Source organism: Variovorax sp. LjRoot84, assembly GCF_964254305.1.
In the GTDB taxonomy this organism is placed as follows: Bacteria; Pseudomonadota; Gammaproteobacteria; order Burkholderiales; family Burkholderiaceae_C; genus Variovorax.
In genome coordinates this window covers 439,594-463,542 of sequence record NZ_CAXUTE020000002.1, presented here as the reverse complement: position 1 = coordinate 463,542, position 23,949 = coordinate 439,594, and the positions used below count along the sequence as shown (strand labels likewise).

The following is a 23,949-nucleotide window of genomic DNA, read 5'->3' as shown; positions in this document are numbered from 1 at the left end:
CGCCCTGCCGCGCGCTTCAATGCGTGCACGTTCCCCTTCACTGCACAGCCACGAAAACCCATGAAAACACTGCTCCCACCGGACCCCGTGAGCCGCGGGCTGACGCGCGTCTGTGACTGGACCGTCATCGCCTGCGGCTGGTGGCTCATCGCTCTATCGGTGATGACCTGCATCGAGATGCTCGGCCGCAAGGTCTTCTCGTTCAGCTTGCAGGGCATCGACGAGATCGGCTCGTATACCTACGGCATCGTCGGCGCGTTCGGCTTCGCCTACACGCTCATCACACGCAGCCACACCCGCGTCGACTTCCTGCTGTCGCGCTTCCCCGCGAAGACGCGCGCGCTGCTCAACCTGCTCGCGATGCTGAGCCTCGCTGCCCTGTCGATGCTGTGCCTCTGGCGCGGCTGGCACGTGGTCGTCGAAAGCATCGAGCTGCACAGCACCGCGGCCACGCCGCTGGCCACGCCGATGTGGATCCCGCAATCGATCTGGCTCGGCGGCTATCTGATGTTCGCGCTGGTCGCGGGCTGGGCCGCGATCGATGCGCTGCGCCTCTTCCTGGCGCGCCGCACGCAGGAGCTCAACACGCGCTTCGGCCCGCAGACGCTCGAGGAAGAGATCGAGGCCGAGACCGACATCCACGTGAAGACACCCTCGGAAACCGCGTCCATCCACACGACCCCCGCCGGAGCCACATCATGATCGGACCGCTCGAAATCCTGGCCGGCCTGGCCATCATGCTGGGCCTGATGTTCCTCGGCTTCCACGTCGCGACGACGATGCTGGTCGTCGGCCTGCTCGGGTCACTGATCCACTTCGGCATGCCGGCGATCAACGCCGTAGGCGAGCAGCTCTGGGCCGCCGGCGAAGACTACCTGCTGCTGTCGATCCCGCTGTACATCCTGCTCGGCGAGATCCTGATGCGCGGCGGCGCCACCGACAAGATGTACCAGTCGCTCGGCCAGTGGCTCAACCGCATGCCCGGCGGCCTGCTGCACACCAACATCGGCGCCTCGGCGCTGTTCTCCGCGGTGTCGGGCTCGTCGGTCGCGACCGCGGCGACGATCTCGACCGTCGCGCTGCCGGCCTTCAAGAACCGCAAGTACGACCAGCGCATGGTGCTCGGCACCATCGCCGCTGGCGCCAGCCTGGGCAACCTGATACCGCCCGGCGTGGCTTTCATCATCTACGGCTCGATGACCAACACCTCGGCAGCGCGGCTGTACATGGCCGGCATCCTGCCCGGCGCGATCATGACGGTGCTGTTCCTGCTCACCATCCTCGCAATCTGCGTCTGGAAGCCCTCGGTCGCCGGCACTCGCGAAGCCGGCACGGCGATGCGCGAGAAGCTGCGGCACTCGGTGCACCTGCTGGGCCCGCTGGCCGTGTTCTCGGTCGTGATGGGCGGCATCTACACCGGCTGGGCCACGGTGACCGAAAGCGCGGCGCTCGGCGTGATCGTGTGCCTCCCGATCGCGGCGGCCTACGGCAAGCTCAAGGTCGGCATGCTGCACGAGTGCTTCCGCTCGACCATGCGGCTCACCGCGATGACCGCGCTGATCCTCGTCGCGGCGCTGTACCTGAACTTCGTGCTGTCGATGCTCGGCGTGCCGCAGGCGCTCGCCAGCCTCATCAAGTCGGCCGACGTCTCGCCGATCATGCTGCTGTGGATGCTGGCGGTGATGTATCTCATCCTCGGCATCGCGCTCGAGACCATGCCGATGCTCGTGGGCACGCTGCCGGTGGTGTTCCCGATCATCCAGGCGGCCGGCATCGACCCGGTGTTCTTCGGCGTCTTCATGGTGCTGATGTGCGAGATCTCGCTGATCAGCCCGCCCATCGGCATGACGCTGTACGTGATCCAGGGCGTGCGCGGCGAAGGCTCGATCAACGACGTGTTCCAGGGCACCCTGCCCTTCTTCGCCGCCATGATCGTGATGACCGCGATCCTGATCCACACCCCCTGGATCGCCACCTACCTGCCGAACCTGATGTTCGGCAAATGACGGTCCCTCCCACAAAAGAACCCATGAAGCTCAAGCTCGCCCTCATCGCGGCCGCGCTCGCGTTCGCGCTGCCCGTCCACGCCCAGAACACCAAGCTTCGCGCCGCCGGCAGCCTGGTCTCCGGCGGCCTGATCCAGCAGAACAAGGAACAACCCTTCTTCGAGAACTTCGCGAAGAACACCGGCCTGCCCATCGACGTCGACTACAAGCCGATGGACGTGCTGGGCGTGAAGGACGCCGACGGCCTGCGCGTCGTCAAGTCGGGCCTGTTCGACATCGTGACCTTGCGGCTCGCGCAGGTGTCGCGCGACGACCCCTTCCTGCTGGGCCCCGACATCGTCGGCCTGTCGACCGACTACGACACCGCACGCAAGGTGGTCGACGCCTACCGCGGCGCATTCGACAAGCGACTGCAGGAAAGGCACAACGCCAAGCTGCTCGGCACCTATCCCTTCGGGCCGCAGATCCTGTTCTGCAAGTCGGCGATCTCGGGTCTGGCCGACCTCAAGGGCAAGAAGGTGCGCGTGAGCGACCAGTCGCTCGCGAAGTTCATCGAAAAGCTCGACGGCATCCCGGTCGCCCTCGCCTTCAACGAGACGCAGCAGGCGCTCGAGCGCGGCGTGACCGACTGCGCCATCACCGGCCCGAGTTCGGCCAACTCGGCCGGCTGGCCCGAAGTGGCGACGCACGTGATGCCGATCGGCTTCCAGATTCACCTCGTCGCTTACGCGATCAACCTGAAGAAGTGGAACGCACTGCCGCCCGCCCAGCAGACAAGGATGAGCGAGGCCTTCGCCAGGTTCGAGACCGAGGCCTGGGCCTATTCGCGGGAACTGTGGGACGACGCGTCACGTTGCAACGTCGGCCAGGAACCCTGCAAGTACGGCAAGAAGTACGCGATGAAGGACGTGCCGGTGAAGCCCGCCGACCAGAAGCTCGTGCGCGACGCGGTCGGCGCCGTCTCATTGCCGCTGTGGGCCGAGGTTTGCGACAAGTCCTACGACAAGTGCTCGGCCACCTGGAAGCAGGCGGTTGGTCCGCTGGTCGGAATTCGATGAACAAGTTCTTAAAGGAGTGATGCCGTGAAACTGAAATTCGTTCTCCCCTCGCTTGCCGCCGTCCTCGCGCTGGCCCTGCCGGCACATGCCGAAAACCCAAAGCTGCGCGTGGCCGGCAACCTGGTCGCCACCGGGCTGATCCAGCAGACGAAGGAGCAGCCCTTCTTCGAGAACTTCGCGAAGAACACCGGCCTGCCCATCGACGCGGACTACAAGCCGATGGACGTGCTCGGCGTGAAGGACGCTGACGGCCTGCGCGTGCTGAAGTCGGGCCTGTTCGACATCGTCACGCTGCGCCTCGCGCAGGTGTCGCGCGACGAACCCTTCTTCCTCGGCCCTGACATCGTCGGCCTGTCGACCGACTACGAAGTCGCGCGCAAGGTGGTCGACGCCTACCGGGATGCCTTCGACAAGCGCCTGCAGGAGCGCCATGGCGGCAAGCTGCTCGGCATCTATCCCTTTGGCCCGCAGGTCGTGTTCTGCAAGGTGGCGATCACCGGCCTCGCGGACCTGAAGGGCAAGAAGGTGCGGGTCTACGACCAGTCGCTCGCCAAGTTCATCGAGAAGCTCGGCGGCATCCCGGTCACGATCCCGTTCGGCGAGACGCAGCAGGCGCTCGAACGCGGCGTGACCGACTGCGCCATCACCGGCCCGAGCTCGGCCAACTCGGCCGGCTGGCCCGAAGTCACGACGCATTTCATGCCGATCGGCTTCCAGATCGCGCTCAACGCGTATGCGATGAACCTCACGAAGTGGAACGCGCTGCCGGCCGATCAGAAGGCGAAGATCACCGAGGCGTTCAAGAGGTTCGAGACCGACGTCTGGGCCTACTCCAAGGAACTCTTCGAGGACGCATCGCGCTGCAACGTCGGCAAGGAACCGTGCAAGACGGTCAAGAAGTTCGCGATGAAGGATGTCCCGGTCAAGCCGGGCGACCAGCAGATGATTCGCGACGCGCTGACGACGGTGTCGCTGCCGATCTGGAGCGAGCTCTGCGACAAGTCCTACGACAAGTGCTCGGCCACTTGGAAGCAGGTCGTCGGCCCGGTGGTGGGACTGAAATGAGCTCACCCCCAGGCTTGCCCGCTTCGTGTGGCCGCCAACCCCCTAGCCGGGGGCAACACCAGCGGCCCGGCAAAGCCGGTTCCGCGGTGTTTCCCGAACGGGCCCGGCTGCGCCGGCCGTCTTGCGTCGCGGGTGGCGTCCGGCCTGTGGATCGACTGAAATGAAATTGCTCTGGCAACTTACGGCAACGCAGCTCGCCGCCGGTTTTCGCGACGCCGCGTTCACGCCGACCCAGGCGCTCGAGGCCTGTCTGGCGCGCAGTGCCGAGGTCAACCCGCGGCTCAACGCGCTGATCGCGCTCGACGCCGAGGGCGCGACCCACGCCGCCGAGCAAAGCAGCGCGCGCTGGCGCACGGGCCGGGCGATCGGCGCGTTGGACGGCGTGCCGATCACGATCAAGGACAACCTGCAGGTGCGAGGCCTGCCCACTCACTGGGGAAGCCGCGCGCTCGCCGGCTTCGTGGCCGAACGCGACGAGCTTCCGGTGGCGAAGCTGCGCGAAGCCGGCGCCCTGATCTTCGGCAAGACCAACGTGCCCGAGTTCACGATGCAGGGCTACACGGACAACCCGGTGTTCGGCCCCACCGGCAATCCGTGGAACCCGGCCCTGACGCCCGGCGGCTCATCGGGCGGCGCGGCCGCGCTGGTCGCTGCGGGCGGATGCCCCATCGCGCTTGGCACCGACGGCGGCGGCTCGATCCGGCGACCCGCATCGCACACCAACCTGGTCGGCCTCAAGCCCTCGCGCGGCCGCGTGCCGCGCAGCGGCGGACTGCCGCCGATCTTTCTTGACTTCGAGGTCGCAGGGCCGCTCGCGCGTTGCGTGGACGACGTGGCCGCGGTGATGCAGGTCATCGGTCGCGGCGCGGTTCAGCCGGATGCCGCGCTGCCGGCGCGCATCCTGTACATCCCGCGCTTCGCCGATCACCCGCTCGATCCGCAGATCGCGCATCTCGCCGATGCGGCGGCCCGGAATCTTTCCATGCTGGGCCATGAAGTGACGACAGCAGAGGGCTTCGATCTGGCAGAGGCGGTCAACCAGCGCTGGCCGCTGCTGGCGCAGGTGGGGCTGGCGTGGCTGGTCGAGCATCCGCAGGCGCTGTCGCCGACGCGCCCGTTCGATCCGGCCTTGTTCGCCCCCACGATGCAGGCCAACGCGCAAGCCGGGCGCAGCGCGTCGGCCCTCGCGCTGTTCGACCTGCTGCTCGAAGCCGAGCGGTTGCGCACCGAACTGGCCATCCTGTTCGAGCGCTACGACTTCCTCTTGACGCCGGCGGCGGCGGCGCTTCCCTGGCCGGCCGGCGAAACGCATCCACCCCGAATCGATGGCCGCGAGGTCGGCGCGCGCGGTCACGCCGTCTTTGCTGGCTTCGCCAATGCGGTCGGCCTGCCGGCGATCGCGCTGCCCTGCGGCTTCGCCCAAGGCATGCCGGTCGGCCTGCAGCTGGTCGCGCGCGAAGGCGACGACGACGCGTTGCTCGCGCTGGCCCGCGCGTTCGAGCGAGCTCATCCGTGGCAGCGCTTTCCCGAGCTCTGACGCCGGTGGCCGCCACGGTCACGCCGGACACCGCAGCGCGCGCCCTGTACATCGCGCGTCGCGACGGCCGGCGCGTGCCCTCGGCACTGGTGCAGCCTGCGGACCGCCACGAGGCCTATGCGATCCAGGACGCGACGCTGGCCGCTCTCGGCACCGTCGGCGGCTGGAAGGTCGGCGCGCGTGCGCCGGGACTGGAGCCGACCTGTGCGCCATTGCCGGCCGAAGGGCTGCGGTCCGACGGTGCGCTGCTGAAAGGCCCGGCTTGGCGGCTGCGCGGCGTCGAAGTCGAGGTCGGCTTCCAACTCGGCGTCGACCTGCCGTCCCGCGCGGCGCCCTATACCCTGGACGAGCTGGCGTTCGCCATCGAATCGGTGCTGCCGGTGATCGAAGTCGTGGAGACCCGCCTCGCCGACTGGCTCGGCGCCGGCTCCGATGCGCAATTGGCAGACCTGCTGAGCCACGGCGCACTGGTGCTGGGGCGACGCCAGCCCTTCGAGCCGGCGTGGTTCGATCTGGCGAAGGTCGAGGCCGTGCTTCGCTTCGGCGAGCAGATCGTGGCCCATACGGTGGGCGAGCACCCGAGCCCCGATGCCGGCACGCTGCTCGAATGGCTGGCCAACCATTGCTCGGCGCGCGGCGTCGGGCTCAAGGCAGGCCAGGTCATCACCAGCGGCTCGTGCACCGGCATGCTGTTCGCGTCCCAAGGCACTGCCGTGCGCGTCGAGATCGCGGGTCTCGCGCCGTTGAGCGTGTCGTTCTGACCCCAGTCAAAAGGAATGGAAGTGCCCCTTTCGAAAATCGATGCCGTGGCCGACGCGCTGATTCATGCGCGTCGCACCAGGAACCTGGCGGATGCCACGCCGCTGGCCGATGCGCTGACCGACACAGCCGATGCCTACGCAGTGCAGCAGCGCGTGGCGCGCGAACTCGGCGGGTTCGAAGCTGCAGCGCCGCAGTACTGGAAATCGGGCAGCCCGTCCCGCGGCGCGGTACTCACCCATGCGCGGCTGCCGCCGGCCGGCGTATGGACCAGTCCGGCGCAGAGCGGCACCTGGCCGTTTCACATGCGCGGCATCGAGGCCGAGGTTGCGCTGCGGCTCGCGCGCGATGTCGATGCCACGCTCGCCGAAACGCTGGACGCAGGCAGCGCGAGCGCACTGGTCGATGCGATGACCGTCTCGATCGAGCTCGTCGACTCGCGCTGGCGCGAAGCACTGGGCGCGCGGGCGCTGTTCAAGCTGGCCGACCTGCAGTCGCATGGCGCGCTGGTGCTCGGCCCCTGGATACCGTTCGCGGCGCGTGACTGGCGCGCGCAGACGTGCCGCGTGCAGATCGGCGCACAACCGCCGGTCGAACGCCGCGGCACCCACTCACTCGGCGACCCCACCTTCCTGCTGACGGCGTGGCTGCGTCACGCCACGCAGGACGGCCGCAGCCTGCCGGCGGGCACCGTCGTGACCACCGGCACCTGGGTGGGGATTCTTCACGCGGCCGCGGGCGATCTCGTCACGGCCGAGTTTCCGGGCATCGGACGCGCGTCCGTGCAGTTGTAGTTCCATCGACTCGCCACAGAAAAGGAGACCCATGATCGCTCTCGACAACCATCCCAGCGGCCGCCACTTCCTGCAGATCCCCGGCCCGAGCCCGGTACCCGACCGCATCCTGCGCGCCATCAGCCTGCCGACCATCGATCATCGCGGCCCCGAGTTCGCGACGCTCGGCAAGAAGGTGATCGCCGGCCTGCAGCAGGTGTTCCGGACGCAGCATCCGGTGGTCATCTACCCCGCGTCGGGCACCGGCGCCTGGGAGGCGGCGCTCGTCAACGTGATGAGCCCCGGCGATGCGGTCCTGATGTACGAGACGGGCCACTTCGCGACGCTGTGGCAGCGGATGGCGCAGCGCCTCGGCCTGGAGCCCGAGTTCATCGGCCTGCCCGGCGTCGACGACACCGGCTTGCCGCGCAGCTGGCGCCACGGCGTGCAGCCCGACCTGATCGAGGCGCGCCTGCGCAAGGACACCGAGAAGAAGATCAAGGCCGTGTGCGTGGTGCACAACGAGACCTCCACCGGCGTCACCTCCGACATCGCCGCGGTGCGCCGCGCCATCGATGCGGCCGGGCATCCCGCGCTGCTGATGGTCGACACCATCTCGGGCCTCGCGAGCGCCGATTTCCGTCACGACGAATGGGGCGTCGACGTGACCGTCAGCGGCTCGCAGAAGGGCCTGATGCTGCCGCCCGGCATCAGCTTCAACGCCCTGTCGCCCAAGGCCATCGAGGTCAGCAGGACGGCGCGCCTGCCCAAGGCCTTCTGGGCCTGGGACGAGATCGTCGAGATGAACCAGAGCGGCTACTGGCCCTACACGCCGAGCACGAACCTGCTCTACGGCCTCAGCGAGGCGCTCGACATGGTGCTCGGACAGGGACTGCCGGTGGTGTTCGCGCGCCACCAGCGCTGGGGCGAAGGCGTGCGCGCCGCGGTCCGTGCGTGGGGCCTGCCGACGCAATGTGCGGACGAGCGCGTCCACTCGCCGGTGCTCACCGGCGTCATCACGCCGCAAGGCGTGGATGCCGATTCGCTGCGCCGGCTGATCCACGAACGCTTCGATCTCTCGCTTGGCGCGGGACTCGGCAAGCTCAAGGGTCGCATGTTCCGCATCGGCCACCTGGGCGACTGCAACGACCTGACGCTGATGGCCGCGCTGACGGGGGTTGAGATGGGCCTGAAGCTGGCAGGCGTGCCACTGGCCGGCAGCGGCGTCGCGGCGGCCATGGACTTCTTCGCAGCGACACCGCAGCCCAAAGTCTAGCAAGCTCCTCGCTTCACTCAACCCGAACTTCCGCTTCGCGGCGGCGGGAGCGGACGTCGAGCTTGAGGTTTCAAACTACCGACTTCGGTGGCCACAAGATGCTATGTAGTCCCCTGTTTCGATCGAGACTGCACACGGACCCAATCCTTCATTGGGCGCGAACCGACCCGCGCTTCATCTGCATCATGGCGAAATGGGACGTGCGCGGCGGCATCCAGCCGTCGTCGCCCCGCCAGGAGATGGATGGACCGTTCGATGGATTGATCAGGGCCTCGCCGGATCCGCTGATGTATGCGCTCGCCCATCTGGACCGTTGAGCTCGCGCACTGGATTTTTTCCATCAATGACGTGTATGGACTGGCTCGCACCTGGCGGACCTTATGGTCGGTGCGGCGATCGCCTTGGTAGTGCTGTCAGGCGCGGTGCGGATCCTGCGACTGGCCAAGACTTCGGGAGCTCAAGGTCCGTTCAGCGCCCGGAGCGTCGGTTCTCGACATGCAGAAGCAGCCGTTCACGCGCGATTTCGTCGTGGTCGTCCGCTGCCATCCGCGATCCGTCTGCTGTCGCCGAACTCGGGTTTCCTCGACGATGTCGGAGGAGGTCAAGTTCCGAGGTAGACCGGCTGTTGGCGACGAAAAGTGCCAAGGTCTGCTTCTTCGGGGGCGCTGCGGGCCGCGCCGATGCGTCCAAACAAGCAGCCTTTGCCCTGACTGAGATAGCGCTGTGAGGTTGTAGCGCCATATCGGCGCGGACTCGTCAAATGCAGGGGTTGCGCAATAGATGCCGCTCGCAACGATGGTCTCCAGCCGGTTCACGATCGAGCGTATGGTGTCGAGCGTGTCGTAGCGCACGAGAGCATCGAGCTCCTCGCCAGTGGCGATGCCGGTCACGTAGACGGTGAACATCTCGATGACGCCTACGAGAAGTGGAAGGGCATCGTGCAAGCCTCTGGCGCGACAATCGAATAGGTGCCCGTGTCGCAGAATGACGTCTCCACAATAGGCCGCACCGACGGCACGGAGACAGCAATGGCACAACGCAAGAATCGAACAGGCACCCTTCTGCTGAAGACAACCGCCCTCGCAGCGGTTGTCGCCCTGGCGCAGGGCTGCGCGCAGACCACGGCACAGCGGCCGGCGCCGTCAGGCGCCACCGTCGCCGCACATGTTGCAGCAGCCACGGGTGCCGCCGGTTCCGATCTGACGGCGCTGTTGACTCTCTGCAAACCCGCTCCCGCCGCGCGGCCGCCCCAGGCCGAGCTGGACAAGGGCCTTGCCGCCTTCATCGCCAAGCCCGCACCGCCGCCGGGCCAGGCTTTCGACAACCTGTATTTCGTGGGCGCCGACTGGGTCAGCGCCTGGGCGATCAAGACCTCGGACGGCATCATCCTCATCGATGCGCTCAACAACCAGGCGGAGGCCGCGGCACTGATCGAAGGCGGCATGCGCAAGCTGGGCCTCGTTCCGGCGCAGATCAAGTACGTGATCGCGACGCACGGCCACGGCGACCACTACGGCGGCGCGCCGTACCTCTCGCAGAAGTACCGTGCGCGCGTGGTGATGAGCGAGACCGATTGGACCATGACCGAAACCAAGCTCGAATTCGCAACGCCGATCTGGGGCGCGCCGCCGAAGCGCGACGTTTCCGTGAAGGACGGCGACCGCATCACGCTCGGCGATACCACCGTCTCGCTGTACATCACGCCGGGCCACACCATGGGCACGATCTCGCCAGTGTTCGACGTGACGTCTGGCGGCAGGAAGCACCGCGCCATGCTCTGGGGCGGCACGGGCTTCAACTTCGGCAAGGACGTGCCGCGGCTGGACAGCTACATCGATTCAACGCGGCGCATGGGCGCGGTGGCACAGGCGCAGCGCATCGACGTGCTACTGTCGAACCACTCGGGCATCGACGGCTCGCAGGCCAAGCTGGCTGCGCTGCGCCAGCAGCCGGCCGGCGCGGCCAACCCGTTCGTGATCGGCACGCCCGCCGTGGAGCGCGCATTGAACGTGATGGGCGAATGCGCTCAGGCGCAGCGCGATCGGTTCGCGCTGCAGTAGGGCCGGCTCAATCTGGCGTGAACTTCTTGTTGAAGATGTCGACATCCGATGCCAACTCGAACGTCGCCACCTGCCCCATCTTCCCGTCGCTGAGGCGGCAGGCGGAGAACAGGCTGTAGCAGCCCTTGAAGTAGAACTCGTCCATCACGATCAGCGCGTACGGATACGGCACGAAGACCTGGTGCTCGAAGATGACGCGGTGCACGTTCCTGGGCGAAGGAAAGAGCTTGTAGTCGCCGGTGTCGATCGACTTTGCGGTGGCCATGGCGTGCTCGCTTCTTCTGCGTTCAGGCGGGGTCGCGCACGTCGGCCACGGGGTTGTTGCCGAAGTCCTCGCGCGCCAGATACTTGAGCACCTTGGCCGCCGCGGTGGCAGGGCTGTCGAGCCGGCCCTCCTCTTTCATGCTTACGAAGCGCGTTCGGTCCGGAAACTTCTCGGCCGATGCGCCGCGCAATTGCACCTGCATGTCGGTGTCGATCACGCCAGGCGCGAGCGAGACGATGCGTGCGCCGTTCGGCGCCCCTGCTTCCTCGAGCGCCACGACGCGCGAGAAGTGGTCCATGCCGGCCTTGGCGGCGCAATAGGACGCCTGGCTGCCCATGGCACTAGCCCCAGGCCCGATGGCGCGTCGAAGGCATGAGCCCAATGCCGTGCGTGCCGACGTGTGACCGCGTTTGGCCGTGAGTCGGCAGCACGTCGCACCAGCCAACCGCTACACCCTCCAGAGCAGCAATCATCTGGCGCCACCGGTTCGCGACGAACGACGAGTACAACGCCCATGAATCCTCCTCTGGCGGCGCCTCCGTGAACGAGAGAAATCGCTTCTCTCGCGCCGCTGTGTCGACGCAAGCCGTAGTCCCTCGAAATGCTGCGTCGAAAGAGGTTCAATGGACAGGTTCATCTGATAGGAGCCTGGAAGTTGAGCTCTTGGGCAGAACTCTGTCTGTCGCTCTCATTGGAAATGACCTCAGTCGTTGACACGTTGGTACTGCTCGATCTGACAGGCGTAGCTCCCAGGCTGCGTCGAGCATACCGAATAGCCCACAGGCGCGGTGCTTGCGCAGCCGGCCAGGACGCATGAAAGTACTGCGCTCGCGACCTTGAACATGAAGCCTCCGAACGACAGACCTGACAGCTGGGTCTTGGCTGCATTCTGCCCGTCAAGTTGGAGCGGCGGCGAACGTCGGGTTTTGGAGCGTATCGCGTCATGCGGCCGAATCATCGAGCCAGAGATCCGATCTGTCGACAGCGCCCCAAGGGCGGCGGCAAGCATGCCGACACCTGCTCAACCGCGTCGCGCGCAGTGCCCCGGCGGGGCTTGATTTGTCTTGACGAAACGCTGAGAGCTGACAATCATGGCCGGCGAGTAGACGTAGATGCGATAGCCAAGGAGCTCGTGTTCCTGCTTGTCTTCGGTGTACTCATGCCGGCTGATGTCGACTGTGAACCTCGTCCCCTCGCCGAGCTTGACGGCCTCTCTGCGCATCTGCGCCAGATCGCGTTCAAGCGCGCCGGCTCGCTCGAGGCCGGACTCGATGGGTTTCAGTTCGCAACGACCGCGATCCCCCGGAACTGCCCCGCCTGCACCCCCGCCGCCGGCCTCGGGTAGCGCCCTGGCGCGAAGCGGTGCATCAACTCGGCCTCGCGGGCGCGCGCCAACGCGAGGTTGGCCAGCTTCACGTGGCCGAAACCGCGGATCGTCATGGGAACGGCGGCGATCTGCGCCGCGAGCTTCTGGTTGTCCGTGGACAGTTCAGCCAGCAACTCGTCGAGTCGCGCATCGAACTGTTCGATCAGCGAGCGCTCGAGCCGGCGTTCGGCCGTGTAGCCGAACAGATCGAAGGCTGTTCCGCGCAAACGCTTGCCATGGGCCAGCCACCTCATGGCGGGCAGCATCCAGCCGCCGAGGCGGATCTTCGCCGGCGGCTGTCCGTTCCTCGGCCGCGACAGGAACGGCGGGGCCATGTGGAATTCCAGCTTGACGTCGCCTTCGAACTGCTGCGCGAGCTTCTCGCGGAAATTGCCGTCGCTGTACAGGCGCGCGACCTCGTACTCGTCCTTGTAGCTCATGAGCTTGAGCAGGCTGCGTGCAGCGTTGCGACTGAAAGGCACGGATGGATCGCCCCCCGCCAGCGCCGCCTCGCGCTGCTGCACGCCGCGCACGCGCGCCTCGAAACGACCCGCCCAGGCCCCGTTCTGATAGCCGGTGAGATGGCTGCGGCCGCGCGCGATCAGCGCCTCCAGCGATTCATCCTGCGTCTCAGGCGAGGTGCTGCGCAGTCCTTCGATCGCCTGCGGCGCGCCTGCGGCCAGCCGGCCCAGCGAGAAAGCCATCTGGTTGGATGCGATGGCGACACCGTTGAGCTCGATCGCGCGCGTCAGCGCCTCCAGGCTCAGCGGTATCAGGCCGCGCTGCCAGGCGTAGCCGGTTGCGAGGATGTTCGACGCCAGCGTGTCACCGAGGAATTCCTCCGCGAGCGTCTGCGCATCGAAGGTCTCGACCTGGTCGCTGCCGGCGACGAAGCGCATCTTCTCGAGCAGCAGCTCCACCTTGAGGTCGGCATCCGGATTGCGCAGCGATTCGGCTACCGGGATCTCGTGCGTGTTCGCGAGGATGCGGGTGCGGCCATGGCGCACGGTCTGTAGTGCGTCGGGCGAGGCTCCCACCACGATGTCGCAGGCCAGGATCGCGTCGGCCTGTTGGGTGTCGATGCGCACCTGGTTCAATCGCTCGGGCACATCGGCGAGGCGCACGAAGCTCAGCACCGCCCCGCCCTTCTGGGCGAAGCCCATGAAGTCCAGCACGCTGGCCGATTTGCCTTCGAGATGCGCGGCCATCGCGACCACCGCACCGACGGTCACTACGCCGGTGCCGCCGACGCCGGTGACGAGCAAGTCGTAGGGCGCGTCCCAGGCTCGCTGCGCAGGCCGTGGCAATGCGGCCACGTGTCGCAGGAAGGCATCGCGGCCCGCGGCCAGCGTCCCGCTCTTCTTGCGCAACGCCCCGCCAGTCACGCCAACGAAGCTCGGGCAGAAGCCCTTGGCGCACGAATAGTCCTTGTTGCAGCTGGTCTGGTCGATCTTGCGCTTGCGCCCAAGGTCGGTTTCGTGCGGCAGCACCGCCACGCAGTTGCTCTGCACGGTGCAGTCGCCGCAGCCCTCGCAGACGGCCTCGTTGATGAAGAGGCGCTTGGCAGGATCGACCATCTCGCCTTTCTTGCGGCGGCGGCGCTTCTCGGCCGCGCAGGTCTGTTCGTAGATCAGCACGGTGACGCCGGGCAGCTCGCGCAGTCGGCGCTGTACCGCGTCGAGCTCGCTGCGGTCGTGGAACTCGGTGCCGGCCGGGAATTTGCCCTTGATCTGCGCGTACTTGTCGATCGCGTCGCTGACGACGACGACCTGCTTCACGCCTTCCGATTCCACCTGCCGCGCGATGGCATCGACACTGATGACGCCATCGACCGGTTGCCCGCCGGTCATCGCGACCGCGTCGTTGAAGAGGATCTTGTAGGTGAGCGTCGCCTTGGCCGCGACCGCCTGCCGGATCGCGAGGTAGCCCGAGTGATAGTAGGTGCCGTCGCCGAGGTTCTGGAACACGTGCGGCGTGCGCGTGAACATCGAGTGCGAGACCCAGTCGACGCCTTCGCCGCCCATCTGGATCAGGCCCGCCGTGCTGCGGTCCATCCAATTGGCCATGAAGTGGCAGCCGATGCCGGCGCGTGCGGTCGAGCCTTCGGGCACCTTGGTGCTGGTGTTGTGCGGGCAACCGGCACAGAAGTAAGGCAGGCGCTTGACGCTGTCGCCACCGTTGCTCAGCAGTTCGGGCGGCGTGAAGTCGCGCACATGCTGGAAGTGGTCGCCCAACTCGGCGTTATCCGGGAAGTGCTCCGACAGCCAATGGGCCACCAGCTCGATCAGCCGCGAAGGCCGAAGCTCGCCGAGCGCCGACACCAGTGGCCGGCCGTCGCGATCGTGCTTGCCCACCAGTGCCGGCCGCGCATCGGCCGGTGCGTTGTAGAACAGGTCGCGCAACTGGCTCTCGACGATTGCGCCCTTCTCCTCGACGATCAGGATCTCGTCCAGACCTTGTGCGAACGCCCGGATGCGCGTGGGCTCGATCGGAAAGCTCAACCCGACCTTGTAGAGGCGCACGCCCACGCGAGTCAGGCTCTCCGGCGTCACCTCGAGACGGCGCAGCACCTCCATCAGGTCGTAGTGCGCCTTGCCGCAGGTCACGATGCCGACCTTCGCATGCGGGCTCTCGATCACCTGGCGGTCGATGCTGTTCACGCGCGCAAAGGCGGCCACCGCCTGCAGCTTGTCGACCAGGCGCGACTCGATGCGCAGCGACGGCAAGTCGGGCCAGCGATAGTGCAGCCCGTCGAGCGGCGCGACGTGACCGGTGGCTGCGCGAACTGCGTCGGCATCGGCCCAGGCGGCGACGCGGGACTCGACCAGGTCGAGGTCCACCGTGCCCGCGCTCTCGACCACTTCGGACAGGGCCGCCATGCCGACCCACGCGCCGGAGAAACGCGACAGCTCGTAGCCGTACAGGCCGAACTCCAGGTACTCGGCCACGCAGGCCGGCTGCACGATCGGCATGCTCCACGCCACGAAGGCGTGGTCGCTCTGGTGCGGCATCGACGAGGAGACGCAGCCGTGGTCGTCGCCGGCGACCACCAGCACGCCGCCATGCGGCGACGAGCCATAGGCATTGCCGTGCTTGAGCGCATCGCCGGCGCGGTCCACGCCCGGGCCCTTGCCGTACCACAGCGCGAAGACGCCCTCGACGGTGCGCTCGGGGTCCGACTCCACGCGCTGCGTGCCCAGCACCTGCGTGGCCGCCAATTCCTCGTTGATCGCGGGTACGAAGCGGATGCCCGCGTCCTTGAAGCCCGGCCCGGCCTTCCAGATCGCCTGGTCGACCATGCCCAGTGGCGAGCCGCGGTAGCCGCTCACGAAGCCCTGGGTGTTCAGCCCTCGGGCCGCGTCGCGCCAGCGCTGCATCAGGAGCACGCGCACCAGGGCTTGCGTGCCGGTCAGGAAGACGGCGCCCGAGCGCGCCCAGAGGCTGTCTGAAAGCTGGTAGTCCGGGCGCTGCAGCGCAGGGGGCGTCGTGATCAAGTGCATTGGAGGATTGTTCTTCGCCATTCGGAGGAATATCCTCTGCAATGCACCGGAACCGACCCTAGTTCTGAGAATTTTGTTCTCCTTATCCTCCATGAACGACGTTTTCATTCCCCTTGACAACCACTCGCTCCAGATCCTGCTCGAGCTGCAGCGCGACGCGCGCCAGACGGTGCAGCAGATTGCGGACAAGGTCGGGCTTTCGTCCACGCCCTGCTGGCGCCGCATCAAGGAGATGGAAGCTTCCGGCGTGATCCGCGGCTACACGGTCGTCGTCGATCGCGAGAAGGTCGGCCTCAACCTCGCGGCCGTGACCGAGGTCAACCTCGACCGGCACAGCGAATCGAAAGTGCGCGATTTCGAGAAGGCGGTGGAGGCGAGCCCGCAGATCGTGCGCTGCGTCTCGGCGACGGGTCCGGCCGACTACATCCTCACCGTGCTGGTGCCCGACATCAAGCACTACGAGAAATTCCTGCACACCACCTTGTTCGAGCAGGCCGGCGTCACGCACGTGCGTTCGGCGATCGTGCTGAGGGAAGTGAAGTCCGAAGGAAGCCTGCCGGTCGACCTCGGGCCGACCAAGAGGGCGCGCGCCTGAGCGGGTCGAAGCCGCGTGCAACCGTCGGCGCAAGGGCACCGTCGGCCAATTTCCGCGTGTTGAACGATCGCCGGCCTTCTCTTGAACCGATGGCTCGGCCGCAAGCCCTCAAGCAGTGCCGTCCGATGCTGCGAACTTGCCGGCCGTGCCAGAGAACCCCTTTGCCAGTTGCTCTCGCAGCGCTTCGACCGATCGCGCCGGCAGCTCACAGCTTCCATTCCGACACAGGTAGGCCTCGCCCGCAATCCGTCCTTCGAGCAGCGGCACCGACCCCGGAAAGCCACGGAAGAGCGTGACCAGTGGCGCAAACGCCGGCTGCGCCGCCGCCCACAGGCGTTCGCTGCCCGGTCCCGCCGGGATCGCAAGATTAGCCCCCCGCTCAGCCAGCAGCTGTGCGTGCAGCAACGCTGGCGCGGCCATCGGCGCTCCCTCCATCAACGCGCCGCGGCCCTCGAGCGTCGCGCTTGCGATGTCGGTCCAGTCGTTGCGTTCATAGGGGCCCGCCAGTCGCAGCAACAGCTCGCACGCCGCCGCAGTACCCGAGGGCACTGCGCCGTCGTAGAGGCTGTGCGCCCGCATCGGCAGCTGCGTCGACGTGCTATCGAAGAAGCCTTCGACCGCATCGTGGAAGCGCTCGACCATTCCGCCGCACAGGTCGAGCGCGGCGTTTAGCCACTCCAGCTCGCCGGTGGCTGCATGCAGTTCCACGAGGCCGAGCCCGAGTTGCGCATGGTCGGCTAGGTACCCCTCATCGCGCAGCGTGCCGTCGCGCCAGGCGTGGTGGACCCGCCCATCCCGGACCATGGCGGCCAGCAGGAAGCGCGCGAGCTCTCGCGCAGCCTGCACGAAGTCGTCTCGCCCGAGCAGACGCCCTCCTTCAGCAAATGCGCGCAGCGCCATGCCGTTCCAGTCGGCCAGCACCTTGTCGTCGGTAATCGGCCAGGCGCGCTGGGCACGCGCGGCGTAGAGGCGCTCGCGCACCGAGCGTTCCCAGGACGCGAAGGCCTCGGGTTCCTGGTCGAGTTCGGCGCGTACGCCTTCCGGATCGCGGCGCTCGAGCACGTTCGTGCCGTGCTCCCAGTTGCCCTGCACCGTCACGCCATGCAGACGCGCCGCGGCCTGTGCATCGGCGCCGAGCACGGCGCGGAACTCGGCCAGCGTCCAGACGTGGAATTTGCCCTCGACGCCCTCAGCGTCGGCGTCCTGCGCGCAAGCGTAGGCTGCCGGCGCAGCCGCGGGGTGCATCTCGCGCAGCAGGTACGTCAATGTGCCCTCGGCGACAAGGCGCAGCCTCTCTTCGCCGGTCAGCCTGAAGGCGCCGGCATACACGCGCGCGAGCTGGGCGTTGTCGTACAGCATCTTTTCGAAGTGCGGCACATGCCAGCGCTCGTCGGTCGAGTAGCGAGCGAAGCCACCACTGACGTGGTCATACATTCCGCCTGCGGCCATGTGGTGCAGCGTCGCAACGAGCATCGTGCGCGCGTTCCCGTCGCCGCTGGCGGCCAGCGCCAGCAGATACTGCAGCAGCGGAGTCTGCGGGAACTTGGGCGCGCTGCCGAAGCCCCCGCGCGTTTCGTCGAAGCGCAGGGCGATCTGGGCCACGGCTCGCCGGTGCATGTCATCGGCCGATGTACGGGCCGAGAGGGTCGTGCCGCGGCGCACGAGATCGAGCAGCGTTTGGGCCTCCCGCTCGATGTCACCCCGCCGGTGGACCCAGGCCTCGCGCACGGCGGCGAGCACCTCGGAAAAGCTGGGGATTCCTTGGCGCGATCGCGGCGGGAAGTACGTGCCGCCGAAGAAAGCGCGAAGTTGCGGCGTGAGGAACATGCTCATCGGCCAGCCGCCGCGGCCCGTGAGCGCCTGCAGCGCGCTCATGTAGACGTGGTCGACGTCGGGCAGTTCCTCGCGGTCGACCTTGATCGCAACGAAGGCATCGGCCAACTGGCGCGCCAGCCCCACGTCCTCGAAGCTCTCGCGCTCCATCACATGGCACCAGTGGCAGGTGGCGTAGCCCACTGACAGCAAGATGGGCTTGTCCTCGGCGCGCGCCTTGGCGAACGCCTCCTCGCCCCATGGAAACCAGTCCACCGGGTTGTGCGCGTGCTGCAGCAGGTAGGGACTCGTCTCGCGAGCAAGGCGGTTGGTGGGGCGGTCCGCGGGTTGCGAACTGCGAGGCGTCATGGACAGCGGCCCCGGCCTCGGAGTTTGTCTGGGAACGTTCGCCATTGTTTTAGCCTATGCCTTATCGAAGGCGCGGTCATGATCAAGGAAAGAAAGTACGCTACACCTCCACGGGAATGTGGCGGCGCTGAGATCCACGACGCCGACAAGGTCGAAGCGGTGCTGCGCTATCACGAGCGTACCAACGCGGCCGGTACAGCCAGCGAAGTCGGCCGACGACCGACTCAGCCGATGTCCGGGTCGGTGCCTCTTGAGAGTCTCGGCCACACATGCGCGTTGATGGTCCTGTGCGAAGGCGCTGCCATGGAACCCAGCATTGCATAGATTGTCTAAGAGTCAGCGCCGCAGTCGATGATGTCCATCTTGGCAAAGTCGCCGGCCCGCAAGAGGTATCAGTCTTCCCGATACGCTGTCAGAAACGACTGCGACGAACCACCGCCACCAGAAGGAAATGAATCGTGCATGAGCTGACCTTCCACACTCTCCTGTACCGCTACTTCTTTTTCGAGTGGCTCTTCCGGGACGCCACACAAGGCAGCCTCATCGAGCGCTCAGCGGCCTGGCGGCACAACCAATCTCAAGCTCACTGGCTTCCCACTTACATGCGACGCTGGCTGTGGTGCGCCGTGCTGTTGTACGGGTTGGGGGGGATTGTCGAAATCCTGATTGGCGCGCCGGCGGTATCGGCGCTGTTCTATGTGCCGAGCGCCTTGAGCGTGTCGGTGAATGCGGTGATCGCGGCGGCTTGGCTGGGGCTGAAGACCTTGTAGGAACCTCTCTGAGATCGCGGCCCCGGGTCGACGAATCAGAAGTTGTGGGCTTTTTCGCCGTGATCGGCGAGGTCGAGTCCTTGTTCCTGATCTTCGTCGCTGGGCCTGCGGCAGCTGGGGCTACAAGGAATTTCGCGCGACCCGGAAGACCAGGGTGCGTGGCTTCTCACGTCGTCCAATGAGAATGGCATCTTCGCTTGCCGCGAGGACGCACTGAGGTGGCTCATCGCTCACGCGCAACTATTTCAGCCAAATGATCACCGGAACCGCCGGCCGGTCCGGGCAGTTCATCGATCCGCTATAACGATCTGATAGTCGTCCGCTGTACCTGCATTCGACGCCATCAAACAATATGGTTGCCTCGATTGCAGACCGAAACTTCGACAACTGAAAACGGATTTCACCTGTTCTTTCCTCCGGTCCATCCTGCGTGCAGATACCCACGTGCCGCATCGTCAACGGCCCCGAGAATTCCTTAGTTCGATTCACGGTCCGTTCGGTAACGCTGGCGCTTAACTCCCACTGCCCGAACTCGCCGGAATATCCGATAACTTGCAGCGATTGGGCCTCCGCTCGCGTCACTACAGCGACCAGTAGGATCAGACCCAAGCACGTCCTCATCAGATTCTCCCCAGGGCACCAAAATCTCATGGCCGCTTCGCCAAGAACGCGCGCGCGTCGTTAACCTCGGTTCGGGTCTTGTCAGCGCCATCGGCGATCGTGATGACCTTGCCAAAATACTCCCGAGCCCTGGCCGAATCGCCGACCTTTTCGGCGGCTTTTGCCGCACCAACATAGGCGCCCAGCCGATTGGGTTCCTTCTTCAGTGTCGCTTCGAAAGCAACGAGCGCTTCCTTGGCCATTCCGCGCTCGAGCAGCATGACGCCGTAGAGTTCGCGCGCGGGCTTGAGGACGCCCGGCGTCACCGGATGCTTGTCGGTCCCGTCCTCGGCATCGGCGGCTGCACTCATCGCTTTCAGCGCGTCGTCATGCTTGCCTTCGGCGTACAAGACCCACGCGGTTGCAACCTGGCGCTGAATATCGACCTGCTCGGACCAATATGCATCCTTGGCTTCGCGCAACTTGTCTCGCAATTCGGCGAGCTTGGCGATGTCCGCATTGGCGGCTGCAGTGTCACCCGAACGGGCAGCGCCGAGCGCCCGCGCAAAATGCGTGATCGCTTGTACGTTGGCCAGCGGGCTGGGACGGATATGGAGGTCAGCCGCGGCCTTCCAGTCGCCGCGTTCCACCGCGTAGCGCGCCGGCGAAGCGGCCAGCGCATAGGGCCCAGCGAGGGAAGTCTCGGTGAAACCGGTGACCCTGTTCATCTCGTCGATGACGGCGCTGGCATTCTTGTCCTGCCCGAGCTGCAAATTGGCATAGACCAGGTAGTCCATGGCGTGCAGTTGATCATGGCCCTCCTTGCCCTGCGCCGCGACACGTGCCGATTCCACGTTGGAGGCAATCGAGTCCTTCCAGTAGCCGACGCGCGTGAAGACGTGCGACGGCATGTGCTGAGCGTGAGCCGCCGCGGGCGCGATCTGGGAATAACGCCTGGCGGCATCAAGTCCTTTTTCTGCGAGCGCCGGAGAGTCGTAAAGATGAATCAGATAGTGCGTCACTCCCGGGTGCTGTGGCTGTCGCTTCGCGATCTCCTCCAGGATGGCCGCACCTCTTAGCTGGTTGGCGTACGTCTTGTCAGCTGGCGAAGCCGAGGTGTTGAGGGCAAGCGCATAGAAAATTTGAGCTTCATCATCATTTGGATAGCGCTGCGCCATCTGTTCCATCGCCTTGGCATAGGCCTGCATGCGCGTGCGGTGATCGACCTTGTCGTAGTCAGCGTACATGGCGCTCAGCGCATCGAGGTAGTCGCGTTCCCGCCGGGTGTTGGCGCCAACGCTCTTTCCCTTCGTCAGCGCGGCGGCGCCCTCGGCGAGATTCTTCGCGGGCGGCGGGCTGTGGGGATTCCAAAGCAGGCTCAGAGCAATGCCCCAATAGGCGATCCCGCAAGCGGGATCGGCTTTCAATACATCCTCGAAGACACTTTGCGAGCCCCGGTACCAGAACGAGTGCTGATACAGCATCCCGCGGTCGAAAAGCTTCTGTGCGTCCGGCGTGCACGACGCCTCGAAATGCACCTTGCCAAGCTTTTCGTCACCCACTTGTCCAAAGGCCGGTAGGGCAAGCGACACGCCGGTTGCAAGCATCGCAACGAGGACGAACGACGACTTGGTCATGACCGGCTCCTTAGGGCGTCAAGAGTTCGCCCGAGCGTCTTCCAGTCTATGCCTTTTTCGCGTCGATAACGAAGACTTCGCAACGGCATCGAAGCCGACGTGGACGTCCGGTTGCTCGAAGATTCTTGGGCTCGGCTTGCTCAATGCGAGTAACAGCGCGGGGCTTGACAGACTTCGGCGCTCTGCCCTCGTGGTGAAAAGGTCGGTCGGTCAAGTCACGCCTGCCCGCGATCCATCCGCTTCGCGTCGTCCTGACCTTGCCATCAGACAGCCGCTTTGGGCTCCATCTGTCGCCTTGGCGAAGGGCGGAGCCGGCCAGGAGCCGTCCTCGTCGCAAGGCGGCTTTGAGTAGCCAGAGCCAGGATGTGAGGGGCCAGGTGGGAATTGCTCCTCCTCAGGGATGACCTTCGCCAGACCATCCTGCGGAATGTGGCCACCGGCATACCGGCCCCTGGCGGAAGCCGGCTTCGGGAAGATATCGAGCAAGTGAATGGCAAACGAGTGGCGAACGGCGGGACCGAGGGCTGACACGGCTCATGTGTGCAGCTCGACGATTTCGCCATCCGCGACGCAGTGGTCGTGCCCGACCTGCTGCCCTTCGAACCCTGACCTGCCCCAGACGCGCGCGTAGCGCAACGAGCGCGCCAGATCCTGATGCACCAGCCGCGCGACGTCGCCCACAGTCTGGCCGCGGCGAAGCGTAAATGGCCGGTGCTTGTCGGCGGGATGCCCCGGAGTCTTGGTGTAGACGCGCACGATGCCGAGGTTCTGGAATAGCCACGGGCCGATGTCCCCCAGGCCGTGACCCGTGGCCGCGGAAACGGCGAACACCGGCAGGCGCGAGCCCGACAGCTCGCGCAGTGCGAGGAGTTCCGCATCGAGGTCGGCCACGCCATCCGCCTTGTTCGCGAGCATTAGGGTTGGCAGCCGCAGCGCGAAGGGGTCCTCGTCCGCGGTCGCCTCCAGACGCTCTGTAAGCGTCACGCGCTGCTGCCCCAGCATTGACCGCACGGCCTGCAGCTGCTCTATGCACGAGGGCTCGCCCAGATCCACGACCAGCAGCGCCGCGTCGGCCGTCTGCAAGGTGTTGACCAGCCATGGCACAGGATGCTCCGGGGCGATCGGCGGCAGGTCGATCAGTTGGAAGTGCACATCCTCGTGCGGCATCATCCCGGCTTCCGGGTACTGCGTCGTGAACGGATACAGACCGACGTGCGCCGCGGAACCCGTCAGCCGCGCGTGCAGCGAGGACTTTCCTGCGTTCGGTGGCCCTATCAGCGCGATCTGCGCCGCGCCTTCGGCGCGGATCACCAGCGCCGGGCCGCCGTGCCCTGCGCCCTTCGTAGCACCTTCCAGCTGTTCGGCGAGTCCCTTGATGCGGGCCTTGATATCTGCCTGCAGGTGCTCCGTGCCCTTGTGCTTGGGAATCGTGCGCAGCATCTCGCGCAACCACTCCATACGTTCGCACGGGTCGCGGCTCTTGCGGAAGGCGGCTTCGGCCGCCTTGTAGTCGGGCGAAAGATTCGCGGGCACGATATCAGCGTCCTCGCCTCTATTGTGTTCCTCGTGCAGCTCCAGGCCCCCGACCCGGCGTACGCAGGCTCCGAGCAGGCCCGAGCCCACTTCCGCCTTGCCCTCAAGATCGCCTTCGGTTTCGTCACGCTGATCTGGCTCATCGACGCGATGCAATGGGCACTGGGCCTGGAGCCGGACCCGTACGGCGTCCGCCCGCTTTCGGTGCTGGGCCGGGGTTCGGTCCACTTCGGTGTCAGCGGTTTGGTCCTGCTCAGGTTGAGGCGCCGCAGTGCCCCGGCATGCCGGTGGGGTTCACTCACTCCGAGAGCGCTCCTTCAAGTTCTATGAAGAGGCCGCTGAGAAGACAAAGGGACACCAGCAGTTTCTGACCTATCAAGGCGCGCTTTCCGAGAGCGAGAAGGTCTTGCGCAGCTGGCACGACATGCCGCAACACCAACAAAGCCCGTCTCCATCGGGTTTCGAGCTCGAGGTGGAGGTGCGCTTTCGGACGTGAGCCTACGGATTTGCGGAGGGGCGGTCGGACCAAGCTTCCATGCGGCTAAGATTGCACACCACCACATGGAGACATTGCATGACGCTCGATGAGTACACGGAAGCAGCGAAGAAAATCTATGCGGAGCAGCAGAGCCTCGCGCAGTCGATGTCGCAGCTGGCGCTCTCGGCCAGAGCTGTACCGGCCAACCCTGAATTCGTGGCTCTCATGACGAAGCAGTGGGGGCTGGTGCAGCAATTGGCCTCGCTCAATACGGAGCTGATGCTCGGCATCATGGTCCCCAAGAAATAGGGGCGGGCCACTACTGGCTGCGGCAACGCGAGCCTTTCCGTAATTTTTTGTGCGAGGCATGGCATGACGACCAGGAGCATGTATGCCAAGCAGGAAGACGACGAAGGCGGCAGCGGCCGCCGCGGCGGCGTTGCCGTCGATCCCCAAGGAGCTGATTGACCAGTTCGTGAAGGGGCCCATG

At 66.0% G+C, this 23,949-nt stretch carries 21 protein-coding genes and 1 pseudogene; 14 read left to right on the top strand and 8 right to left on the bottom strand.

Features of this window, described 5'->3' with window-relative positions; genetic code table 11:
• The first annotated feature begins 60 nt into the window (after positions 1-60).
• The 9 genes from ACSQ9I_RS32890 to ACSQ9I_RS32850 all read left to right on the top strand — a co-directional run bounded on the left by ACSQ9I_RS32890 (position 61) and on the right by ACSQ9I_RS32850 (position 8,791).
• Positions 61-702: a TRAP transporter small permease subunit gene (locus ACSQ9I_RS32890; protein ID WP_436316213.1), complete on the top strand. Its 642-nt coding sequence runs from the start codon at positions 61-63 to the stop codon at positions 700-702.
• The gene (locus ACSQ9I_RS32885) at positions 699-2,006 is read left to right on the top strand and encodes a TRAP transporter large permease (RefSeq protein ID WP_093111068.1); all 1,308 of its coding nucleotides are present in this window, start codon (positions 699-701) and stop codon (positions 2,004-2,006) included. The genes ACSQ9I_RS32890 and ACSQ9I_RS32885 overlap by 4 nt, the downstream gene beginning before the upstream one ends.
• A 23-nt stretch (positions 2,007-2,029) precedes the next feature.
• A complete protein-coding gene (locus tag ACSQ9I_RS32880; protein WP_436316212.1) occupies positions 2,030-3,064 on the top strand; it encodes a TRAP transporter substrate-binding protein in 1,035 nt (344 codons plus the stop codon).
• 24 nt (positions 3,065-3,088) lie between these two features.
• Entirely contained in the window at positions 3,089-4,129 is a 1,041-nt protein-coding gene (locus tag ACSQ9I_RS32875; protein WP_436295569.1) for a TRAP transporter substrate-binding protein, read from the top strand.
• Positions 4,130-4,289: 160 nt separating this feature from the next.
• Positions 4,290-5,666, top strand: a complete 1,377-nt coding sequence (locus tag ACSQ9I_RS32870; RefSeq protein WP_436316211.1) for an amidase — start codon at positions 4,290-4,292, stop codon at positions 5,664-5,666.
• A complete protein-coding gene (locus ACSQ9I_RS32865; RefSeq protein ID WP_436316210.1) occupies positions 5,642-6,427 on the top strand; it encodes a 2-keto-4-pentenoate hydratase in 786 nt (261 codons plus the stop codon). Before ACSQ9I_RS32870 ends, ACSQ9I_RS32865 begins: the two co-directional genes overlap by 25 nt.
• 21 nt (positions 6,428-6,448) lie before the next feature.
• A complete protein-coding gene (locus ACSQ9I_RS32860; RefSeq protein WP_436316209.1) occupies positions 6,449-7,219 on the top strand; it encodes a fumarylacetoacetate hydrolase family protein in 771 nt (256 codons plus the stop codon).
• Positions 7,220-7,250: 31 nt separating this feature from the next.
• Positions 7,251-8,474, top strand: coding sequence for a pyridoxal-phosphate-dependent aminotransferase family protein (locus ACSQ9I_RS32855; RefSeq protein ID WP_436316208.1), 1,224 nt, complete (start codon positions 7,251-7,253; stop codon positions 8,472-8,474).
• 185 nt (positions 8,475-8,659) lie between these two features.
• Positions 8,660-8,791 carry a hypothetical protein gene (locus tag ACSQ9I_RS32850; RefSeq protein WP_436316207.1) on the top strand — a complete coding sequence of 44 codons (132 nt, stop codon included), beginning with the start codon at positions 8,660-8,662 and terminating at the stop codon, positions 8,789-8,791.
• A gap of 96 nt (positions 8,792-8,887) precedes the next feature.
• On the opposite strand, the gene ACSQ9I_RS32845 is transcribed toward ACSQ9I_RS32850, so the two are convergent.
• The gene (locus ACSQ9I_RS32845) at positions 8,888-9,379 is read right to left on the bottom strand and encodes a hypothetical protein (RefSeq protein WP_436316206.1); all 492 of its coding nucleotides are present in this window, start codon (positions 9,377-9,379) and stop codon (positions 8,888-8,890) included.
• 123 nt (positions 9,380-9,502) lie between these two features.
• Here ACSQ9I_RS32845 and ACSQ9I_RS32840 point away from each other — a divergent pair, with 123 nt between their 5' ends.
• On the top strand, positions 9,503-10,534 hold the full coding sequence (locus ACSQ9I_RS32840; protein WP_436316205.1) for an MBL fold metallo-hydrolase: 1,032 nt from the start codon (positions 9,503-9,505) through the stop codon (positions 10,532-10,534).
• Between the two features lie 7 nt (positions 10,535-10,541).
• Here ACSQ9I_RS32840 and ACSQ9I_RS32835 read toward each other — a convergent pair whose 3' ends face one another.
• From ACSQ9I_RS32835 to ACSQ9I_RS32820, 4 genes and pseudogenes are all read right to left on the bottom strand, one after another.
• Positions 10,542-10,799, bottom strand: a complete 258-nt coding sequence (locus ACSQ9I_RS32835; RefSeq protein WP_436316204.1) for a hypothetical protein — start codon at positions 10,797-10,799, stop codon at positions 10,542-10,544.
• Between the two features lie 22 nt (positions 10,800-10,821).
• A pseudogene (locus ACSQ9I_RS32830) lies at positions 10,822-11,232 on the bottom strand (SDR family NAD(P)-dependent oxidoreductase); the annotation flags it as partial.
• A gap of 270 nt (positions 11,233-11,502) precedes the next feature.
• Complete coding sequence (locus ACSQ9I_RS32825; RefSeq protein WP_436316203.1) at positions 11,503-11,808, bottom strand: hypothetical protein; 306 nt, start codon at positions 11,806-11,808, stop codon at positions 11,503-11,505.
• 269 nt (positions 11,809-12,077) lie between these two features.
• Positions 12,078-15,665: an indolepyruvate ferredoxin oxidoreductase family protein gene (locus ACSQ9I_RS32820; protein WP_436316202.1), complete on the bottom strand. Its 3,588-nt coding sequence runs from the start codon at positions 15,663-15,665 to the stop codon at positions 12,078-12,080.
• A 91-nt stretch (positions 15,666-15,756) separates the two neighbouring features.
• Between ACSQ9I_RS32820 and ACSQ9I_RS32815 the strand changes: the two genes are divergently transcribed.
• Entirely contained in the window at positions 15,757-16,260 is a 504-nt protein-coding gene (locus ACSQ9I_RS32815; RefSeq protein WP_093110988.1) for an Lrp/AsnC family transcriptional regulator, read from the top strand.
• 108 nt (positions 16,261-16,368) lie between these two features.
• On the opposite strand, the gene ACSQ9I_RS32810 is transcribed toward ACSQ9I_RS32815, so the two are convergent.
• Positions 16,369-18,441 (bottom strand): thioredoxin domain-containing protein, encoded by a 2,073-nt coding sequence (locus tag ACSQ9I_RS32810; protein ID WP_436316201.1) that lies wholly within the window; start codon positions 18,439-18,441, stop codon positions 16,369-16,371.
• Positions 18,442-18,519: 78 nt separating this feature from the next.
• Between ACSQ9I_RS32810 and ACSQ9I_RS32805 the strand changes: the two genes are divergently transcribed.
• Together ACSQ9I_RS32805 and ACSQ9I_RS32800 are read left to right on the top strand one after the other, a co-directional pair.
• A complete protein-coding gene (locus tag ACSQ9I_RS32805; RefSeq protein ID WP_436316200.1) occupies positions 18,520-18,765 on the top strand; it encodes a hypothetical protein in 246 nt (81 codons plus the stop codon).
• Positions 18,766-18,899: 134 nt separating this feature from the next.
• Positions 18,900-19,211 (top strand): hypothetical protein, encoded by a 312-nt coding sequence (locus tag ACSQ9I_RS32800; protein ID WP_436307225.1) that lies wholly within the window; start codon positions 18,900-18,902, stop codon positions 19,209-19,211.
• Positions 19,212-19,858: 647 nt separating this feature from the next.
• Here the strand turns inward: ACSQ9I_RS32800 and ACSQ9I_RS32795 are convergent.
• Positions 19,859-21,448 (bottom strand): hypothetical protein, encoded by a 1,590-nt coding sequence (locus ACSQ9I_RS32795; RefSeq protein WP_436316199.1) that lies wholly within the window; start codon positions 21,446-21,448, stop codon positions 19,859-19,861.
• A gap of 534 nt (positions 21,449-21,982) precedes the next feature.
• Positions 21,983-23,137: a GTPase gene (locus tag ACSQ9I_RS32790; protein ID WP_436316197.1), complete on the bottom strand. Its 1,155-nt coding sequence runs from the start codon at positions 23,135-23,137 to the stop codon at positions 21,983-21,985.
• Between the two features lie 418 nt (positions 23,138-23,555).
• On the opposite strand from ACSQ9I_RS32790, the gene ACSQ9I_RS32785 reads away from it, so the two are divergent.
• A complete protein-coding gene (locus tag ACSQ9I_RS32785; protein WP_436298182.1) occupies positions 23,556-23,768 on the top strand; it encodes a hypothetical protein in 213 nt (70 codons plus the stop codon).
• The last annotated feature ends 181 nt before the right edge of the window (positions 23,769-23,949 follow it).

What these genes read in the sequence shown, in the direction of transcription:
- ACSQ9I_RS32890 (WP_436316213.1), top strand. Translation starts at nt 61, where the DNA reads ATGAAAACACTGCTCCCACCGGACCCCGTGAGCCGCGGGCTGACGCGC.
- ACSQ9I_RS32885 (WP_093111068.1), top strand. Translation starts at nt 699, where the DNA reads ATGATCGGACCGCTCGAAATCCTGGCCGGCCTGGCCATCATGCTGGGC.
- ACSQ9I_RS32880 (WP_436316212.1), top strand. Translation starts at nt 2,030, where the DNA reads ATGAAGCTCAAGCTCGCCCTCATCGCGGCCGCGCTCGCGTTCGCGCTG.
- ACSQ9I_RS32870 (WP_436316211.1), top strand. Translation starts at nt 4,290, where the DNA reads ATGAAATTGCTCTGGCAACTTACGGCAACGCAGCTCGCCGCCGGTTTT.
- ACSQ9I_RS32855 (WP_436316208.1), top strand. Translation starts at nt 7,251, where the DNA reads ATGATCGCTCTCGACAACCATCCCAGCGGCCGCCACTTCCTGCAGATC.
- ACSQ9I_RS32850 (WP_436316207.1), top strand. Translation starts at nt 8,660, where the DNA reads ATGGCGAAATGGGACGTGCGCGGCGGCATCCAGCCGTCGTCGCCCCGC.
- ACSQ9I_RS32845 (WP_436316206.1), bottom strand. Translation starts at nt 9,379, where the DNA reads ATGTTCACCGTCTACGTGACCGGCATCGCCACTGGCGAGGAGCTCGAT.
- ACSQ9I_RS32840 (WP_436316205.1), top strand. Translation starts at nt 9,503, where the DNA reads ATGGCACAACGCAAGAATCGAACAGGCACCCTTCTGCTGAAGACAACC.
- ACSQ9I_RS32835 (WP_436316204.1), bottom strand. Translation starts at nt 10,799, where the DNA reads ATGGCCACCGCAAAGTCGATCGACACCGGCGACTACAAGCTCTTTCCT.
- ACSQ9I_RS32825 (WP_436316203.1), bottom strand. Translation starts at nt 11,808, where the DNA reads ATGCTTGCCGCCGCCCTTGGGGCGCTGTCGACAGATCGGATCTCTGGC.
- ACSQ9I_RS32820 (WP_436316202.1), bottom strand. Translation starts at nt 15,665, where the DNA reads ATGCACTTGATCACGACGCCCCCTGCGCTGCAGCGCCCGGACTACCAG.
- ACSQ9I_RS32815 (WP_093110988.1), top strand. Translation starts at nt 15,757, where the DNA reads ATGAACGACGTTTTCATTCCCCTTGACAACCACTCGCTCCAGATCCTG.
- ACSQ9I_RS32810 (WP_436316201.1), bottom strand. Translation starts at nt 18,441, where the DNA reads ATGACGCCTCGCAGTTCGCAACCCGCGGACCGCCCCACCAACCGCCTT.
- ACSQ9I_RS32805 (WP_436316200.1), top strand. Translation starts at nt 18,520, where the DNA reads ATGATCAAGGAAAGAAAGTACGCTACACCTCCACGGGAATGTGGCGGC.
- ACSQ9I_RS32795 (WP_436316199.1), bottom strand. Translation starts at nt 21,448, where the DNA reads ATGACCAAGTCGTCGTTCGTCCTCGTTGCGATGCTTGCAACCGGCGTG.
- ACSQ9I_RS32785 (WP_436298182.1), top strand. Translation starts at nt 23,556, where the DNA reads ATGACGCTCGATGAGTACACGGAAGCAGCGAAGAAAATCTATGCGGAG.